At 49.8% G+C, this 17,272-nt stretch carries 22 protein-coding genes; 3 read left to right on the top strand and 19 right to left on the bottom strand.

Going from position 1 to position 17,272, the window contains the following annotated elements; translation table 11 throughout:
- Window positions 1–14: 14 nt before the first annotated feature.
- The 10 genes from AF331_RS03635 to AF331_RS03590 form a co-directional block, all read right to left on the bottom strand.
- The gene (locus tag AF331_RS03635) at window positions 15–605 is read right to left on the bottom strand and encodes a YpjP family protein (protein ID WP_053426801.1); all 591 of its coding nucleotides are present in this window, start codon (window positions 603–605) and stop codon (window positions 15–17) included.
- 354 nt (window positions 606–959) lie between these two features.
- The gene (locus AF331_RS03630; protein ID WP_053427767.1) at window positions 960–1,730 is read right to left on the bottom strand and encodes a class I SAM-dependent methyltransferase; all 771 of its coding nucleotides are present in this window, start codon (window positions 1,728–1,730) and stop codon (window positions 960–962) included.
- 83 nt (window positions 1,731–1,813) lie between these two features.
- A complete protein-coding gene (locus AF331_RS03625) occupies window positions 1,814–2,245 on the bottom strand; it encodes a BrxA/BrxB family bacilliredoxin (RefSeq protein WP_053426800.1) in 432 nt (143 codons plus the stop codon).
- A gap of 16 nt (window positions 2,246–2,261) precedes the next feature.
- Window positions 2,262–3,380, bottom strand: a complete 1,119-nt coding sequence (locus AF331_RS03620) for a conserved virulence factor C family protein (RefSeq protein WP_053426799.1) — start codon at window positions 3,378–3,380, stop codon at window positions 2,262–2,264.
- A 71-nt stretch (window positions 3,381–3,451) separates the two neighbouring features.
- On the bottom strand, window positions 3,452–5,329 hold the full coding sequence (locus AF331_RS03615; protein ID WP_053426798.1) for an ABC-F family ATP-binding cassette domain-containing protein: 1,878 nt from the start codon (window positions 5,327–5,329) through the stop codon (window positions 3,452–3,454).
- The gene (locus AF331_RS03610) at window positions 5,326–5,946 is read right to left on the bottom strand and encodes an HD domain-containing protein (RefSeq protein ID WP_053427766.1); all 621 of its coding nucleotides are present in this window, start codon (window positions 5,944–5,946) and stop codon (window positions 5,326–5,328) included. The genes AF331_RS03615 and AF331_RS03610 overlap by 4 nt, the downstream gene beginning before the upstream one ends.
- An 85-nt stretch (window positions 5,947–6,031) precedes the next feature.
- Window positions 6,032–6,877 carry a DegV family protein gene (locus AF331_RS03605; protein ID WP_053426797.1) on the bottom strand — a complete coding sequence of 282 codons (846 nt, stop codon included), beginning with the start codon at window positions 6,875–6,877 and terminating at the stop codon, window positions 6,032–6,034.
- A gap of 40 nt (window positions 6,878–6,917) precedes the next feature.
- A complete protein-coding gene (locus AF331_RS03600; RefSeq protein ID WP_048005827.1) occupies window positions 6,918–7,397 on the bottom strand; it encodes a hypothetical protein in 480 nt (159 codons plus the stop codon).
- A gap of 17 nt (window positions 7,398–7,414) precedes the next feature.
- Window positions 7,415–9,103: a formate--tetrahydrofolate ligase gene (locus AF331_RS03595; RefSeq protein WP_053426796.1), complete on the bottom strand. Its 1,689-nt coding sequence runs from the start codon at window positions 9,101–9,103 to the stop codon at window positions 7,415–7,417.
- A 53-nt stretch (window positions 9,104–9,156) separates the two neighbouring features.
- Window positions 9,157–9,831 (bottom strand): class I SAM-dependent methyltransferase, encoded by a 675-nt coding sequence (locus AF331_RS03590; protein ID WP_053426795.1) that lies wholly within the window; start codon window positions 9,829–9,831, stop codon window positions 9,157–9,159.
- Between the two features lie 141 nt (window positions 9,832–9,972).
- On the opposite strand from AF331_RS03590, the gene AF331_RS03585 reads away from it, so the two are divergent.
- Entirely contained in the window at window positions 9,973–10,158 is a 186-nt protein-coding gene (locus tag AF331_RS03585) for a DUF3892 domain-containing protein (RefSeq protein WP_053426794.1), read from the top strand.
- Between the two features lie 48 nt (window positions 10,159–10,206).
- Here AF331_RS03585 and mntR read toward each other — a convergent pair whose 3' ends face one another.
- The 5 genes from mntR to AF331_RS03560 all read right to left on the bottom strand — a co-directional run bounded on the left by mntR (window position 10,207) and on the right by AF331_RS03560 (window position 14,515).
- Window positions 10,207–10,623: a transcriptional regulator MntR gene (mntR, locus tag AF331_RS03580; RefSeq protein WP_053426793.1), complete on the bottom strand. Its 417-nt coding sequence runs from the start codon at window positions 10,621–10,623 to the stop codon at window positions 10,207–10,209.
- 71 nt (window positions 10,624–10,694) lie between these two features.
- On the bottom strand, window positions 10,695–11,570 hold the full coding sequence (locus AF331_RS03575; RefSeq protein WP_053426792.1) for a metal ABC transporter permease: 876 nt from the start codon (window positions 11,568–11,570) through the stop codon (window positions 10,695–10,697).
- Entirely contained in the window at window positions 11,567–12,826 is a 1,260-nt protein-coding gene (locus AF331_RS03570) for a metal ABC transporter permease (protein WP_082346701.1), read from the bottom strand. The genes AF331_RS03575 and AF331_RS03570 overlap by 4 nt, the downstream gene beginning before the upstream one ends.
- A gap of 15 nt (window positions 12,827–12,841) precedes the next feature.
- Complete coding sequence (locus AF331_RS03565) at window positions 12,842–13,579, bottom strand: metal ABC transporter ATP-binding protein (protein WP_053426791.1); 738 nt, start codon at window positions 13,577–13,579, stop codon at window positions 12,842–12,844.
- Between the two features lie 12 nt (window positions 13,580–13,591).
- Entirely contained in the window at window positions 13,592–14,515 is a 924-nt protein-coding gene (locus tag AF331_RS03560) for a metal ABC transporter solute-binding protein, Zn/Mn family (protein ID WP_053426790.1), read from the bottom strand.
- Between the two features lie 343 nt (window positions 14,516–14,858).
- Here AF331_RS03560 and cspD point away from each other — a divergent pair, with 343 nt between their 5' ends.
- Complete coding sequence (gene cspD / locus AF331_RS03555; RefSeq protein ID WP_048005834.1) at window positions 14,859–15,059, top strand: cold-shock protein CspD; 201 nt, start codon at window positions 14,859–14,861, stop codon at window positions 15,057–15,059.
- Between the two features lie 55 nt (window positions 15,060–15,114).
- On the opposite strand, the gene AF331_RS21730 is transcribed toward cspD, so the two are convergent.
- Both AF331_RS21730 and AF331_RS03550 read right to left on the bottom strand, forming a co-directional pair.
- Window positions 15,115–15,291 (bottom strand): zinc-finger domain-containing protein, encoded by a 177-nt coding sequence (locus AF331_RS21730; protein ID WP_079516262.1) that lies wholly within the window; start codon window positions 15,289–15,291, stop codon window positions 15,115–15,117.
- Window positions 15,292–15,356: 65 nt separating this feature from the next.
- Entirely contained in the window at window positions 15,357–16,007 is a 651-nt protein-coding gene (locus AF331_RS03550; RefSeq protein WP_235576350.1) for a reverse transcriptase-like protein, read from the bottom strand.
- A 79-nt stretch (window positions 16,008–16,086) separates the two neighbouring features.
- Here AF331_RS03550 and AF331_RS03545 point away from each other — a divergent pair, with 79 nt between their 5' ends.
- Entirely contained in the window at window positions 16,087–16,473 is a 387-nt protein-coding gene (locus AF331_RS03545) for a reverse transcriptase-like protein (RefSeq protein ID WP_053426788.1), read from the top strand.
- Window positions 16,474–16,506: 33 nt separating this feature from the next.
- On the opposite strand, the gene AF331_RS03540 is transcribed toward AF331_RS03545, so the two are convergent.
- Both AF331_RS03540 and AF331_RS03535 read right to left on the bottom strand, forming a co-directional pair.
- The gene (locus tag AF331_RS03540) at window positions 16,507–16,773 is read right to left on the bottom strand and encodes a DUF6123 family protein (protein ID WP_053426787.1); all 267 of its coding nucleotides are present in this window, start codon (window positions 16,771–16,773) and stop codon (window positions 16,507–16,509) included.
- 24 nt (window positions 16,774–16,797) lie between these two features.
- Entirely contained in the window at window positions 16,798–17,268 is a 471-nt protein-coding gene (locus tag AF331_RS03535) for a divergent PAP2 family protein (RefSeq protein WP_053426786.1), read from the bottom strand.
- Window positions 17,269–17,272: the final 4 nt, after the last annotated feature.

Genomic DNA, 17,272 nt, shown 5'->3' with positions numbered 1-17,272 from the left:
CGCGCATCTTCCTATCAAGAAAGGCTCCTCCACTGAGGAGGCATATTCTTGTTCCAGTAAATGCTTCCAAGATCATGATGGGCCATGAATTGATCATGTGCCGTATGGTAGTGGAAGTTGAAGTAATATCCATCTTTCGGTGGGTGATCTTTCCTTACATGGAACCGGATGACGTCCTTTCCTGTACGGCTGTCATAAATGTGAAAGATCTTCTCTGTTTTGGCGTATTCCGGCACTTCTGAAATGACAAGTGAGCTCAAGTCTTCATCAGGGAAATCGGTAGCGGTCTTTTCAATGGCTTTTTCAAGATTTGGGAGTACGACCGACCTGAATTCATCTTCGATCACAGGTTTGATTTTCGTACCGAATTTTTCATATGAATGAAGTTCAGCCTGAGCCATGATGGTATCCAGGAAGTCCTCCCTTGAAAGCATCCCCTCTTCTTCCACCGGGTCTTCCGTACTTGATTCGAAGGTGGATGATTTCCCGTTACCCTTTGCAAGGGCATGATTGTCCTCATTCAGGAATGGCTGAGTAGGAGAAACCAGACCGAATGTCAGGATGGATAATAGGATGAAAAACGATTTTTTGATCCAGATCGACATAGGGAACGTCCTTTCTTTTTTTGGTAGCGTATATCGTCGTTGGAATGGTCGTGTGATGTTTCATTGGATAAACTGCCCATAGCATGTATGGGTCTAAGCTTGATTATCTATCATTATACTATCTTTTCTGAAAAAGTGGTGAAAAAGCTTTCATTTTCCGAGGATAACATGCAATGGATGTGGTAGTATAGGATTAGAAGTATGTGTAAAGGAGAGAAAAAGATGGATACTGGCTTGATGATCAGCATTGGTTTCTTGCTATTGTTAGGGTATTTTTGTGTTTTGGCTGTTACCGATTGAGTAATAAAGGGACCTGGAAGCGAATGCTTCCAGGTCCCTTTATTTTCACGCCCATCAAAGATCGATGGTGCCATAGTGGAATTTCGAGGAAGGTCTGATCAGGACCTTGAAGTCATGTTCCACGAACAAAGTAGAACGGAAATGTTCCTTCAGGAGGACCCTCTCTTTTGCCACCCGTTTTGCTTCTTCTATCGTTTCACCGGTGAGCCGTTCATAGTGGGCCCAGCTCCGGATCGGGTTGATGCCATGTGAATCGGTCAAGCCTTCTTCAAACATGGGATCGAAGTAGACAACGTCGAAGGAGTCATCCGGCAGTTGCTTCAAGAGGGACTGTGACAGACCACTGATCACCTTGACTCTCTTCATGGCATCATTGAGCTCAGGCAGTGGGGATACCCACTCCTTCAGTCCACGTTTTAAGATATGGGCGACATACGGATTAGCTTCGACTCCCGTTACAGATCCGGTCCGGCCGACCACCGCACTCGCGATGATACTATCTGATGCAAGGCCCAATGTGCAGTCGAGCATGGTCATTCCCTTTTTCAATCCGGCCGCTTCAATGAACGGATCGGATTCTCCCCTCAGGACTCTTTTGATCCGGAATGAAGCGGAGTTCGGATGGAAGAAGAAAGGCTGCTCACCCCTTCGATGCAATTCATCGCGCTCTTTCCCCAGGACCAGGCAGTCTGCCTGATGGTGCCCCATATAATTGGCGATGGACCTTTTCTTCCGTTCAATATAGGGGATCTGGAAATCCCCTGCAAGGGTTTTAGCTCTCAACTTGACGGATTCATCGGCCCTGCCAGAAGTTGTAACAAACATCTCTTCCATTTGGATTCACCTGTTTTCCTGATAAAGTCTCTACATAAAAAAAGGACGGATGGCCATACGCCATCCGCTGCCTATTAGCAGTGCTTCTCGAACGCACCTGTCAAATTGGAGATGATGCTTCCGATATCATGGTCTTCAATTTCTTCACGTGGAATGAAATGGACGACTTCCTTTCCTTTCAGGAGTGCCATGGAAGGAGAGGAAGGCTCGTAGCCCTTGAAGTACTCACGCATCTTCATCGTGGCTTCTTTGTCCTGCCCTGCGAATACCGTGACCAGATGATCCGGGGCCTTGTCATTCAATACCGATTGCGTCGCAGCCGGACGGGCAAGTCCTGCTGCACACCCGCAAACCGAGTTCACGACAACAAGGGTCGTACCTTCCGCTGCTTCCATAAAGGTTTTTACTTCCTCTTCATCCTTCAATTCTTTGAATCCTGCTCCAGTCAGCTCTTGTCTCATAGGCTGTACAAGCTGTCTCATATATTCTTCATATGCCATTGACATATTGTCATCATCCTTTCTAGTCTTTTTTTGAACGGGCTTCAGTCATTTGCTTCCAAACGGATCCTTTGGCTTCTTCTCCACCTTCAATCCTTTCGATGGCCATCTTCACCTGTAGTCGCACCTCGAACTCTGGATCATCCTCTGCAGCCTTCAATCCCTCGAGTGCGCTCTCATCACCAACCTCATACAGATACATGGCGGCGCGCCAGCGGACCAGCTTGCTCTTGTCTTTCAAGGCATCTATCATGAACGGAATCGCCTGTGTGAATCCAAGATCCGAAAGACAGTCACCTGCTGTACGCCTGACGGACACAGAGGAATCCTCCAACCCTTTATATAATAGGGGAAGGACCTTCTCATTCTCGATCATTCCTGCATAAACGACCGCCAGCCTACGGATAGACACTTTTTCATCATCCAGCGCCTTTTCCAAGAGGGGAAGGTCGTCAAGTGTAGGATCTTCCATGGCATCGAGACGCTCATAGCGAATTTTCCAATCCGCTTCTTCAAGATCAGCAGGAGTGAGCTTACGTCTTTTCCTCGGCTCGGGGATGGTGGTATCGCCAGCCTGCTCGACCAGTTCATTCAGGCGCCTTTCAGGGAAGGCTGCCTGAAGTTCATCCACTACCTGGGCACCAATCTCCTCCAAGTCTCCGTATCGGATACCGTAGTCTTTCCATTTTCTGAGCAGGACGACGTTGTCCCCTTCTTTTTGAGCCTCACCGATGGCTTCAATATAAGCTGAAGGAAGAGAGAATCGTTTTTCAACTTCCCCGTCGGTCAGTTTTACCTGCATCGGGATTCCTTTGAACATCTGTACGGACACATTTACCTCTCCGAAATGTTCTTCCATCTGTCCCGTTTCCGATTGGGATCCCTCTTCACCAAAAGCCTGTCTTACTTCTGACAGGAGGGCCTGCCAGTCGAACTTGGCATTACGCTCGACTGCAAGGAAATCCGCGACATGATAGACCCCTTTGATCCCTTCTATGGAAAGGATGCTTTTAATGATGGCAGGTGCCCCGTCTGCTTGATCTTTCTTATAATTATTACTCCGGCCGGCCTTCAATTCTTCGTCGAGAAGAACCTTCATTGTATTCGGACTCGGAGTCGGTTCGATCGAGAGTATCCTCATTGCACGCTCCCCTTTCTCAAGATCTTTTACTCATTTTATCATAACGTGTGCTTTCGTCTAAATGATCGGCCCTACTCGGCGAATTCAGACAGATAGCTCCACCGTTCAATCAGGTGTTCAAGCTGTTCGTTGAGCTTGGCACTCTCGTCCATAAGCTGCTGGGCTTTTGTGAAATCACTGCCGATCCCCTGCAGTTCCATATTGACCTGTTCGATTCTTGATTCGATGTCTGCCATCTTGTCTTCCAGCTCATCCCATTCCCTTTTTTCCATATAGGATAGGCGTTTCTTCTCTTTCTGGACTGCCTGGGGAGCCGGTTCCTTCTTCGCGGCCGGGGATTTGACGGCTACCTGCTGAGATCGTTCAAGGTATTCGGTATATTCCCCTATATAGGAATCGATGCTTCCCTGCCCGTTGAAGATCAAGAGCTCTCTTGCCGTCTTGTCGAGGAAATAACGATCATGTGATACGGTGATGACCACGCCGGTAAATTCATGGATATAATCCTCCAGGACTGTCAATGTTTCCGTATCAAGGTCATTCGTCGGCTCATCCAGAAGCAGGACATTGGGTTTCCCCATGAGGAGCCTCAAAAGGAACAATCTCCTCTTCTCTCCACCAGAAAGCTTCCGTATCAGGGTCCCATGTGTGCTCATCGGGAACAGGAACCGCTCGAGCATGGATGTGACTGAAATCTGCTCACCCTTATCGGTGGTCACGTACTCCCCAGCTTCCCTGAGATATTCAATCATCCTCATGTTTTCATCAAGTTCTTCATGCTCTTGGGTATAATAAGCAATCTTTACGGTCTGACCCGTAATGAGTTCACCGGAGGTCAATTCCTCGCGGCCGGCAAGGATATTCAAGAGCGTGGACTTGCCACTGCCGTTCTTCCCGACAATCCCGATCCGGTCCTTCGGTTTGATGAGCCGGTTGTATCCATCCAGGATGACATTCCCTTTGAAAGTCTTCACGGCATCCTTCAACTCGAATACCTGCTTCCCGAGTCGATCACCGCCGATGGAAACCTCCATCTCCGAACTCCTCCCACCTGATCCTTTCGCATCCTCCAGCTCGTCAAAGCGCTGGATGCGTGCTTTTTGCTTGGTGGAACGGGCCTTCGCACCCCTCCTCATCCAGGCGAGCTCACGGCGATAGAGGTTGTTCTGCTTGATCGACTGTTGACGTTCATTTTCTTCCCGGACGGCCTTGGCTTCGATGAAGTCGGCATAGTTCCCTTTATAATGGAACAGCTTCCCACCATCCAGTTCAAAGATGCGATTCGTGACCGCATCAAGGAAATAGCGGTCATGGGTGACCAATAGGACCGATCCATTGTATCTGCCCAGGTAATCTTCCAGCCATTTGATGGACTGGTAGTCGAGATGGTTCGTCGGCTCGTCCAAAATGAGAAGATCCGGTGTCTCGATGAGTACGCCGGCAAGTGCGACACGCTTCTTCTGTCCTCCCGATAATTCCCCCATCCGCTTTGAGAATTCGGTGATTCCAAGCTTGGTCAGGATCGCTTTCGCCTCTGCACTCGCTTCCCACGCATTCAAAGTATCCATCTCTTTCTGCGCGTTCATGAATTCAGATTGGATCCCTTCATCTTCGTAGCCGCTTTCCATTTGGATGAGGGCCGATTCGTATCTCCTCATGGCCTTCATCACAGCGGCCTCCCCTTTAAAGATCTGCTGCAAGACCGACAGATCAGGATCGAAGGATGGATCCTGTGGAAGATACGCAATCCTGTAGTCATTCGGCTTCATGATTTCGCCTGAATCACCTTCTTCTATGCCGGCAATCAGTTTCAACAGACTCGACTTACCCGTTCCATTGACGCCGATGAGGCCGACACGCTCCCTTTCTGCAATGGAGAAGGAAATCGCATTGAAGATCGTCTTCTCCCCATATGTTTTCGACAGGTGTTCCCCTGTAATCATTCTCATTGTGGACCATTCCATTCTATAGTGAATTGCCTGATGAAGTCTTCCATGACTGCATGGCGCTCTTCTGCGAGGCGTTTTCCCGTCGGTGTCAGCATGAGGTCTTTCAACTTGAACAGTTTCTCATGGAAATGATTGATGCTTGTGGAAGGCCCCTTCCTGTATTCATCGTTCGTCATTCGCTCCCTGACGGGAAGGTCGGGAAGATGGATCGGTTGGCCCTTCCAACCGCCATAAGCGAAAACCCTTGAAATGCCGATTGCACCCATGGCATCGAGACGGTCTGCATCCCTGAGCACCTTTGCTTCAGGTAATACGGGGTCATCGGTGCTTCCACCTTTGAACCCCATAGCGTGTATCACTTCCCGGATCGTCTCCAAGGTTTCTGTTGTAACAGGCAATTGACGGAGCCACCCTTCAAGCTTCCTTGTTCCTTCAGCGGGTGTCGAATTGAGCTTTTCGTCGGCCACGTCGTGGAGGATCGCTGCCCACTCTAAAACGTCTCGATCTCCGATTTGGTCTTCTTCTGCTATGTATAAAGCGAGCTTCCTCACGCGCTCCAGATGATGCCAGTCATGACCACCAGGGTCGAGACCATACGTCCGGCGCATCTCTTCCATCAGATCTAGCTTATCCAAAACCCTCACACCTTTCACCCCATTGTACCAATTTCCCCTCCCCATTTGAAGAAAAAGAGCGGAAGGCTTAAGCCTTTCCGCTCCCATTTTCCTCGTACCAGCTGATCCCAAGTGTATCCGAGCCCGCATGGATCCCGATCACGGCAGCAAGGGGATAGGGAGAGAAGTGAATCTTGGGAAATTCACCTTTCAGTTCCTCCATCCACTTGTTGGCTTCCTCCCTGTTCAATCCATAGAGGATGAATGCCTCCCTGACATTGGACGCAGAGAGCCGTTCTTTCATAAGGGCAAGGCCCTTCCGGTGATTCCTTACCCGTTGATCGACGGAAAGCTTCCCGTCACGTATGGTGAGGAGAGGTTTGATGTGAAGCATGCTTCCGAGAAAAAAACTGAGGCCGCTCATCCTTCCGCTCCTATGAAGCTGTTCAAGACTTCCCACCATCACAAACGTCCTTGACTGTGCAGCCCTTTCTTCAAGGCGCGTTTTGATCTCTTCATGCGAGACGCCCTCCCGGTCAAGGTCCTGCCCATAACGGATGAGATCCGTCAGAGGATAGGATAGGATCTTGGAATCCACGCAGTAGATGGATGGGAAATCATCTTTCATCAGATCCGCCGCCTGGACCGCCGAAGCATACGTGCCGCTGAAATGGGATGAAACATGCACAGAGAAGATGGCATCATGATCTTTAGCCAATTCCTCATACAAAGAGGCAAATGTCCCGATGGACGGCTGGGAGGTCTTGCCTGCCACCCGTTCCTCCTCCAGCTTTTCGTATAACCCTTCCAGCGTCAGGTCTACTCCATCCAAATATTCACGATCCCCGAAGCTGATATGCATGGGAACCACATGGAAGTCTTCAATGCCATCCCCCACAAATGCTGTGCTGTCTGTCACCCAGGCCACTTTCATCTGGACGACCCCCTTTTTCCCTACTATATGTGAATTCCTTTTATTTCAGAAGCGATTCGATGGAATGAGCCACCATTTCAATCACATCATCGACCATTTCCTCTGTAATGACCCTGAAGAATGTGAGGATGCCTTCCACCCGGGTCTCCCCATGTGATGAAGAGATGGTGAGCCATTCCCATGAGGTTCCTTGCCCCCAAAACTCTTCCAGAGCGTTACGGGATGACAGGAGGGATTCATCCCCCAGGTAGGTGAACGCTATAACGGCACCTGCACGATTCCCCCTGACAAAACCATTCCGTTCTGCCAAGAAGTGACCGGCATCGGCCTTCAGTTCCAGACGGACAGATGCTCCCTGTGTTCCTTTCAACCGGTACTGTATCTGATACTTTCTCTCATAATGGGCGAAATCGAAGAGATCCTTGCGATCAACGATGTCGATTTCCCCGCCGAGATCGAAGTCATAGACGGCACCTTCCAGTACCACCTTCAAATTATCAAATGCCGTAGGGTCGAACATCTCTCCCCCTCCTCTCGTTAAAACAGGCCGATGGCCCTGCCATCGGAAGCCACGTCCATTTGATTGGCCGCCGGTGATTTCGGCAGGCCAGGCATGGTCATGACGTCACCGGTCAGGGCGACGATGAATCCAGCACCGATCTTTGGCTTCAATTCCCTGATCGTAATTCTGAATCCAGATGGGCGGCCAAGTTTAACAGGATCATCAGACAGTGAGTATTGGGTCTTCGCCATACATACAGGAAGGCCTCCCCATCCTTCTGATTCGAATTGCTCGATCTGTTTAAATGCCTTCGGGGAAAAGTCGACTCCCTCGGCACCATAGACGGTCATGGCAATTTTTTCGATCTTTTCGGAAATGGAATCGGTCAGCTCATAGATCGGCTTCAAGACTTTTTTGTTCGTCTCGATTTCTGATAGGACTTTTTCGGCAAGCTCCAGTCCCCCTTCGCCGCCGTTGGCCCAAACATCGGTAAGGGCAACAGACACACCACGGTCTTCACACCACTTCTTCAACAGGGTGATTTCAGTTTCACTATCGGTGATGAACCGGTTGATGGCCACCACATAAGGGACCTCGAATGCCTCGAGGGTTTCCATATGCTTCTCGAGATTGGCCAGACCCGCTTCTAGTGCCTTTGTATTTTCCGTTGCCAGTTCCATCTTATTGACCCCTCCGTGCATCTTCAGGGCGCGTATGGTGGCCACCAATACAACGGCGGAAGGGGCAATACCCGCCGCCCTGCTCTTGATATTCAGGAACTTCTCGGCACCGAGATCCGCTCCGAAGCCCGATTCCGTCACAACATAGTCGCCGAGCTTCATGGCTGTACGCGTGGCCATGACACTGTTGCACCCATGGGCGATATTGGCGAAAGGACCGCCATGCACCAGTGCAGGAGTGTGTTCGATGGTCTGTACCAGATTGGGTTTAAGGGCATCCTTCAACAGGAGGGTAAGAGCCCCCTCTACCCCAAGGTCTCTGACGTAGACGGGCTTACGGTCATATCCATAGGCGATGACCATGCCGGCAAGCCTGTCTTTCAGTTCATCCAGGCTGTTCGACAGACACAGGACGGCCATGATTTCGGAAGCCACCGTGATATCAAAACCTTCTTCACGCGGTACACCTTGAACCGGTCCTCCGAGACCGATGACCGTATGCCGCAGGGCCCGGTCATTCATATCAAGCGCACGCTTCCATACGATTCTCCGCGGGTCGATCCCGAGCTCGTTTCCTTGATGGATATGATTATCGAGGAGGGCGGCCAGGGCATTATTGGCTGATGTGATGGCATGGATGTCCCCGGTGAAATGAAGATTGATGTCTTCCATCGGGACGACCTGGGCATATCCACCTCCAGCTGCCCCGCCTTTGATCCCCATCGTGGGGCCGAGGGAAGGCTCCCTCATGGCGATGATGGACTGTTTCCCCAGACGGGTCAGGGCATCCCCAAGTCCTACTGTCACCGTGGATTTCCCCTCACCCGCAGGGGTCGGATTGATGGATGTGACCAGAATCACCTTTCCTTCAGTCGCCCCCTTGCGTTTTTCAATCGCATCAAAGGTGATTTTGCCTTTGAACCTGCCGTATAGCTCGACTTCATCCTCTGCAAGGCCGATGGATGAAGCGATGTCCAGGATCGGATGCAGCTCGGCTTCCTGGGCGATGGTAATATCGGATTTCACTTGTTTCGTCGTTGTCATATATGTGTCACCTACTCATGAAAGATAGAATCATTCCATTATTCTATCATGATTCAGCCGGAGGATGTAAACATGAACAGCGTCATGAATGACAGTGCCTGTTTCAGCTCAGGATCAAGTCCTGTGATAGCGTCCCCTTTCACACCTTTCTTGAATACCCATTCTTCATCCACAGCCTCCCATCCAAGCTCGTTTGAAAGTTTCACGAGCTCCCAGGGCATCATCGTATTGCACACCGCTTTCCCGCCCGTCAATCGAGGAAAGGCATTCTCCCTCGGATGTGCCGTCGGACCGAGGAGCCCGATGACGATATGCCCCCCAGGGACCACTACCCGTTCCACTTCTTTGAGTGCCTTGAGTGGATCTTCCACCCACTCGATGGAATTGATGGCCATCACACCATTGAATGCATGATCACGGAAGGGCATGGATGTCAGATCACCCTGGACAAATCGAAGATCATCCCCTTCGTATCGCTTCGCAAGATCGATCATATTGTTCGAAAAATCCATTCCTGTCACTTCGTAGCCCGCTTGCCGCAACAGATGGGAACCGGCCCCGTCACCACAGCCGAGATCCCCTATGTGAGAAGCTTTCTTAACATGCTTCTCCACAAAAGGCAAAATCTGTTTCCTGCTGCCCGTCAGCCACATCTCTTCGCTTCTGGAATGCCAGCTTCCCGCATTCCCCTCCCATTTTTCCTGTGCTGTTTTTCCCCATTCTTCCATAATGATCCTTCCTTTCACTGATTCTCTCTCCCTTCATTCGCGAGAAGGGGGGTAAAAACCTCCCTATGGGAAGCAAGTTATGAATCTGGCGCTTTCAGTCCATACTAACATACGAACCTTTGTGAAACAGGAGGAATCCCCATGGAACAGATTGTCGCAGTACAGAGGAATGAAGCAGGTGGGATCATCAACTTCGAGACCTCATCCGGTCGCATCATTTCATACAGGAAGGCCGTCATGGAGGCGAATGAAGGCACACTCCAGTTCCCACCCGACGGTGAGGGAGAATCGGATGACCAGTTCGAGCAGTATCCTTCGATCTTTTAATTCCATCAAAAAAAGGAAGGGCTGAATCTCAATCAGCCCTTCCCTTGCTTATTCACTTCGATTTTGTATGAAGCGGAGCTCTTCCACCCGCTTTTTGTCTTCTTCAAAATACTGTACAAGGTCCCCGATCCGGTCGATGGAATCCCAGCTGAGGTGATGTTCGATCCCCTCCACGTCTTCATAGATATGTTCATCCTTCACGCCGATGACGGTCAGGAATTGCTCCAGCAGTTCATGTCTATACACTAAACGTTTTCCAACTTTATTCCCTTTGGGAGTCAGAACGAGCCCACGGTATTTCTCATAAACGAGGTAGTCATCCTTATCTAGCTTCTGCACCATTTTGGTTACTGAGGAGGGATGGACGGACAATGCCTCTGCAATATCCGATACTCTTGCGTATCCTTTATTCTCAATCAGCAAATAAATTTGTTCTATATAATCTTCCATGCTTGGTGTAGGCATTCTGTACCCTCCAAATTCCCTTCAATATCATTAAAAGTTTACTATAAGAATTGGATGAATACAACCCGAGCTTATCCCCTGCCTGCCCTCAAAACGGAAAATCGTGCCATCAGCCCATGACGGGGTGACAGGATCCAGGTCAGAAGGAAAACCAATCCGGCGGCGACTGCCATGCTTCCTGATATGGAAACATCCAACCACTTGGCTGCATAGTAACCGGCGATGCTATCGAATACACCGATGATTACACTCAATAAAATCATCTTCAGGTAGCGGTCGGTCCATAAATAGGCCGTGGCCCCAGGTGCGATGAGCATGGCCACCACCAGGATCGCCCCCACGCTGTCAAATGCCGATACGGTCGTAACCGAAACAAGGGTCATCATGACATAATGAAGGAGGAGGATGGGAAAGCCCATGGCTGCCGCCATACCCGGGTCGAATGATGTCAGTTTGAACTCCTTGAAAAGCAGGAGGACCACGACAAGATCGAGGAGCAGTACGGCTGTCAGCATCACCACCGATTTAGGAACCTCACCAAACATGGGGAGGGTCAATGTATCCCATGGGATGAACGCAATCTCACCCATGAGGGCATGCTCCACGTCCAGATGGACGTTCTGTGCGAACAAAGAAATCAGGATGACGCCAATCGCGAAGAGGGTCGTGAACACCACACCGATCGAAGCATCCTCTTGTATGCCCTTTGCATTCAGCACCTGTATCAAGTAGGTAGTGAACAGACCGGCAGCGGCTGCCCCCACGAGCATGATGCCGCCGTTCAAAGACTGACTGATCAAAAAGGCAAGCACCAGGCCGAGGAGAACCGTGTGGCTGATTGCGTCGGCAAGCATCGCCATCTTCCTCAGGATGAGAAAACACCCCATCATTCCACAGGTCCCCCCGACCAAAGCCCCTGTAAGCAGGATCCAAAACTCATATGTCATTGTCCTCTTACTCCTTTCAGCATGTAGGGATGGCGGTTGTATACGTCTTTTCTTTCATGGATCAACACCATCAGGTTCTCATATGAAGGAGCCTGCCCCGCAGCTTCTTCCAACCAGCCTTCGTCATATGCTGCCATTTCGGCAGGATACATTTCCTTCAGTTCACGGAGTTCATCCGCGTAAAGAATGTGGGTGGCTTGGAGACGCCCTTGTTCTGTCAGCACAATTTCGTCCTCATCACTGTACAGCCATCCGGAATGCATGCAATGGTGGATCGCATCATTCATTTTCCGCTCATTCGTGCCCAGGCGCACGTGCATCTCTGAAATCCCCCACCCCCCGGCTAGACATGCTTTCAACAGGCTCCGTCTGAGGAGGATCTGATCATTCCTTCTCCGTTCCACTCCTTTTGAAATCATGCCCTTGGATGGAGCAAACAGAATGGATATAACAAAGATCGCACTCGCGGTCAGTACGATGAACGGACCAGTGGAAAGCCCTTTTCCCATGGCACTGATGATGGTACCCACGACACCGGATACACCACCGAAGGCCCCAGCGATTGCGACCATCCGATGCAGGGAATCCGTCCAGTAGCGTGCAGAGATGGCAGGTGTAATCAATAATGCCGCCATCAGGATCACACCCACCGCCTGAATGCCTACGATGACGGTGATGACGAGGAGCGACAAGAACAAGAAATTCAGGCGCTGTACCGGCAATCCGATCCCTTTGGCAAACTGGGCATCGAACGTAATCAGCTTGAACTCTTTGAAAAGGACGGTGATCATCAGGATCATAACGAAGGCCGTCCCCCCCATCAACCAGACATCCTTGCCAACCAGGGAGGCTGCCTGACCGAAGATGAAGTGATCAAGACCGCTTTGATTCCCGCTCGGCATCTGGGCCACCTTGGTCAAGAGGACGATCCCCAGGCCGAAAAAGACAGAAAGGAAGAGACAAATGGCCGTATCTTCCTTGATCTTGGACGTACGTGTGACAGCCTGGATCAAGTAGGCCGCAATCAGTCCCGTGACAGCAGCTCCCACCAAAAGTCCAAAAAAGTCCTTCTCACCCATGATCATGAAGGCGAGGCAAATGCCCGGTAGCGCACTATGGGCTACGGCATCACCGATAAGGCTTTGTTTCCTCAGGAGGGCGAAACTCCCCATCACCCCGCTTGCGATTCCGAGCAAGAGGGTGCTCAGGAGGACCCACTGTGTATTGCCATCCTTTAAGATGCTTAACCATTCCATTCCGTACTTCCTCCTTCACCGGCTCCCGATCTTATCCAAAAAGGCTAGCTTTCCACCGTACGTACTCCTTAAATTCTCTGTGGTAAAGACTTCTTCAGTCGGGCCGCACGCGATCACCCTGCGATTGAGCAAAAGGGTCCAGTCAAAATAGTCGGTAACCGTCTGAAGATCATGATGGACCACCAGGACCGTCTTGCCCTGATCCTTCAGTTCGGTCAACAGGGCGATGATGGATTTTTCCGTTGCAGCATCGACTCCTGCAAAAGGTTCATCCATAAAATAGACTTCGGTATCCTGGGCAAGTGCCCGTGCCAGGAAGACTCTTTGCTGCTGTCCGCCGGAAAGCTGGCTGATCTGTCTCCCAGCAAACCCCTCCATGCCTACTTGCTTCAGGCAATCCAGGGCCATTACAGTATCCTTTTTGGAAGGAAGTCGGAACCAACCGGTGTGTCGGTATCTCCCCATGCGGACGACATCAAGGGCATCCGTCGGAAAGTCCCAATCCACCGTTCCCCTCTGTGGCACATATCCTACTTTGTTGGACTTGGGGGAATATGCTTCACCCAGGACACTCACCTCTCCGGTGGAGCGCTGGACGAGACCCAGGATCGCTTTCATCAATGTCGTCTTACCCGCCCCGTTTGGCCCCAATATCCCGATGATCACTCCCTTCGGCAGTTCGAATGTTACATCGGACAAAACAGGTTTTCGATGGTAGGCCACCGTCAGACCATGCACGTTTATCGAAGTCATCTTCTCATCCCCCTATTTCAATGCTTTCACGATTGTATCGACATTATGTTTATACATCCCTACATAGGTTCCTGTTTCCGTGCCCTCTTTTCCCATGGCATCGGAGTACAGCTCACCGCCGAGATCGATGTCTTTCCCCTTTTTCCTTACGCCCTCCATCACGGCTGTGATTGATTTCTCCGAAATGCTTGATTCGACGAAAACGGCCTTGATCTCCCTTTCCGCAAGAGTCTCAACAAGCCCCTGGACGTCCCCCAATCCGTATTCGGCATCCGTACTCAAACCCTGAAGTCCCATTACCTCCATGTCATACGCATCACCGAAATAGTGAAAAGCATCATGTGCCGTCACCAGGACGCGCTGCTCAGGGGGGATCGAGCCTATTTTCTCTTCAGCATATTTCTTCAATTCATCCAGCTTGTCGTAGTAGGCTTCTGTATTTTTTCTGTATTCCTTCTCATGGGCGGGATCCTCCTTGATCAATCCATCCCTTACCTCACCGACAGCGATCTTCCAGAGCTCGATATCGAACCATACATGCGGATCCACAGCCGCAGCATTGGCCTCATCTGCACGAAGGCGTTCTTTTGGAATGCTTTCGGAAATCGCATAAGCGGGCTTCGTTTCGTTCACTTTCTGAAGTACTTCGAGCATCTTCCCTTCAAGATGAAGTCCGCTATAGAAGATAAGGTCTGCTTCTTGAAGCTTTCCGATATCAGATTGCTTCGCTTTGTAGAGATGGGGATCGACTCCAGGTCCCATCAGCGTTTGCACCTCCACACGGTCTCCACCGATCTCCTTGACGGCATCCCCGATCTGCCCGATCGTCGCCGTCACCCTCACCTTCCCGCTCTCTTTTGTGCCACTCTCCTGAGCGCAGCCACCCATCATGAAGACAACTGCCATCACCGTGGCGATCATGAATCTCCCTTTCATTCGACCATTCCTCCCTTTCTCTCCACTTACCCTATTCAATACTTTTACTCTTTGCCACCATTTTTGCTAAAGTTTATTTATTTTACCTTTATCTATAAAAGTTTCCTTAGTGCAAATTTTAAGGTGTGACCATCCAGTTGTCAATCCTGTTTTCTTAATGATTTGTAAAATTTACTCAAAAAGCCCCTCCTGATGTTGACTCGAAAAACGTCATATTGTATAGTAAAGACATCATTGAAGTGAACGATTAGTAGGCGCTTGCAAAAGCGGGAATATCAACATTTCGTGATAAATATTTCCCATGGCACTCAACGTGCTTGAACGACTTAGGAGGATTTAGATTATGCAAAATGGTAAAGTAAAATGGTTCAACAACGAAAAAGGTTTCGGTTTCATCGAAGTTGAAGGTGGAGACGACGTATTCGTACACTTCTCTGCTATTCAAGGTGACGGCTTCAAGTCTCTTGAAGAAGGTCAAGACGTTTCTTTCGATATCGTTGAAGGAAATCGCGGACCACAAGCAGCAAACGTTGTAAAATTATAATCCATAACCACCCATAAATGAAAAAGGCATCGATCCTCCGGATCGATGCTTTTTCTTATCCCAGTCTTTCTCCGTAGCGTCGGATTTCCCTTCCTACGGTACATTCTTCTATGCAAAAACGGTGGGCATGGGTTTTGCCATACTCCTTGCGGAAATGAGCCTTCAAAAGGCAACCCTTGCAATAAGCATCCGACAGCTCATCCACCTTATCGATCAATTCTTTGCGCTCCACTTTCCGGTTTCACCTCCGTGTTCCATGTTCATGATCTTTTATAGGATATAATGATCGGTGCTACTTTATTCCAGACTTTTGTGGCTTTCCACCCTTGTTCCTTCAAGTGCCTGGTTGGCGAGCTTATCAGCTTCTTTATTATCTTTCCGGCCGATCACGTGCAGGGAAGTTTTGATCCTGATCTTTTTGATGAGGGTTTCGGTCCTCTCCAGCCATTTTGCCAGACCGGCTTCATAGCAGGGCCACTCTCCACCAAGCTGATTCAGTACTACCTGAGAGTCTCCGTAAATAGCGCAAGGCTGGTTTTTGACCCCCAATTCTTGAAGGATCGATAGGGCGTAATGAAGCGCTGCGTATTCTGCTTCATTGTTGTTTTCAAGTGAATCCAGCAGATCATTCCGCCGGATCCGGAAACCTTCACCGTCCTTTTCGTAATAAATGACGATGCCGATTCCCGTCATGGACGATTCCTTATCAAAGCCCCCATCAAAGTATAGCCGGATGTTTTCCGGCTCCTTTTCCAATTCTTCATTCAGCTTGATGAATTCTTTCCTCGTCCAGGATGAACCCATCTCGTCGATGATTTCAAGGTCAAGCACCCTTCCCGTCTTCATGAGATCATCTACATGGATGAGGGTTTCCTTCCTCGGGAAAGGACTTGATTCGAACTCTATTGATGATTTTGTTTTCGTCTTATACGTAAATCGGATGCGCATATCCACGTTTCAACACTCCTTGGTTAGGTGATTGACTCCGTCCTTGCCCTGATATAAGGTAGGGAGGAGGTGAATGCATATGATCGAGTTAAACATCGATGGTGCGAGCGCAGGCAACCCCGGGCCGAGCGGTGCAGGTATCTTCATTAAAGAAAATGGCAAGATCACCACTTTTTCTTTACCCCTTGGCACGATGGATAACCACTCGGCCGAGTTCACCGCCTGCCTGAAAGCGCTCGAGTATTGTACGGGTGAAAAGCCGGACATCGTATGGCTTCGCAGTGATTCACAAGCCGTGATCCATGCGATTGAAAAACGCTTTGTCCGTCATTCCGAATACAAACCGATCCTTGCAGCCATCCTTGAAGAAATCGATAAGCTGGATCTCTTCTTCTGCAAATGGATTCCAAGCAAGGAAAATAAGGCAGCCGATGAGCTCGCACGAAAAGCCATCCATTTGAACTAAAAGAAAAAGGAAGCCACTCGGCCTTCCTTTTTCTTATGCAAGTCCTTGGGCATCCATCCACTTCAGCGCTTCTTTCCTGGAGGAAATCCTCTGCGTATGGAGCCTTTCAAGTATGGACATATAAAAGCTGCTGTCAAATGCCTTCTGGGCCTTCAGGGTGATTTCGATGGCGCTGTTGACAACTTCATCAGGTGCACCGGTATATTGTTTACCGAAGTATATGAAACCGATGGCATCTTCTTGAAATTTAAATCCCCTGCTTTCCAGATCAATCAGAAATTCCTCTGTTGTTATTTTCACGTTTCCCCTCACCCTACTGAAGCGTTATCTGCTTTTACGATTTCCCCAGGTCCTATGGGAGATCAGCCCTGTGATCACTCCGAGGACCGCACCGCCTACCACTTCTTCCGGACGATGCCCGAGCATCTCCTTCAAGCGTTTTGGCTGCTTCTCTTCAAATGGGACCCCTTCTTGTTCATTTGCTTTCTGGACCAGGTCATTCAAGCTGTTCACCTTTAACGTGAGTTCACCCGTCTGTCTCCTGATCCCCTGGGCATCATACATGACGATGATGCCAAAAATGAATGCCAGGGCAAAATCCATCGTCCTGAATCCTCTCTTCAGGGCAATGAAGGTTGCAAGAGATGCGACCCCGGCGCTATGGGAGCTCGGCATCCCGCCGGTCTGGAAGAACAACCCGCCCTTCCATTTGCCTGATTTCACGTAATGAAGCGGAATCTTGAGGCCTTGTGCCACGATGATGCTTACTAATGCCGTGAGTATTCCCTTATTCATGCCC

Source organism: Rossellomorea marisflavi (genome assembly GCF_001274775.1).
In the GTDB taxonomy this organism is placed as follows: domain Bacteria; phylum Bacillota; class Bacilli; order Bacillales; family Bacillaceae_B; genus Rossellomorea; species Rossellomorea marisflavi.
The sequence above is the reverse complement of the archived record's forward strand: the minus strand, read 5'-3'. Positions and strand labels throughout refer to the sequence as shown.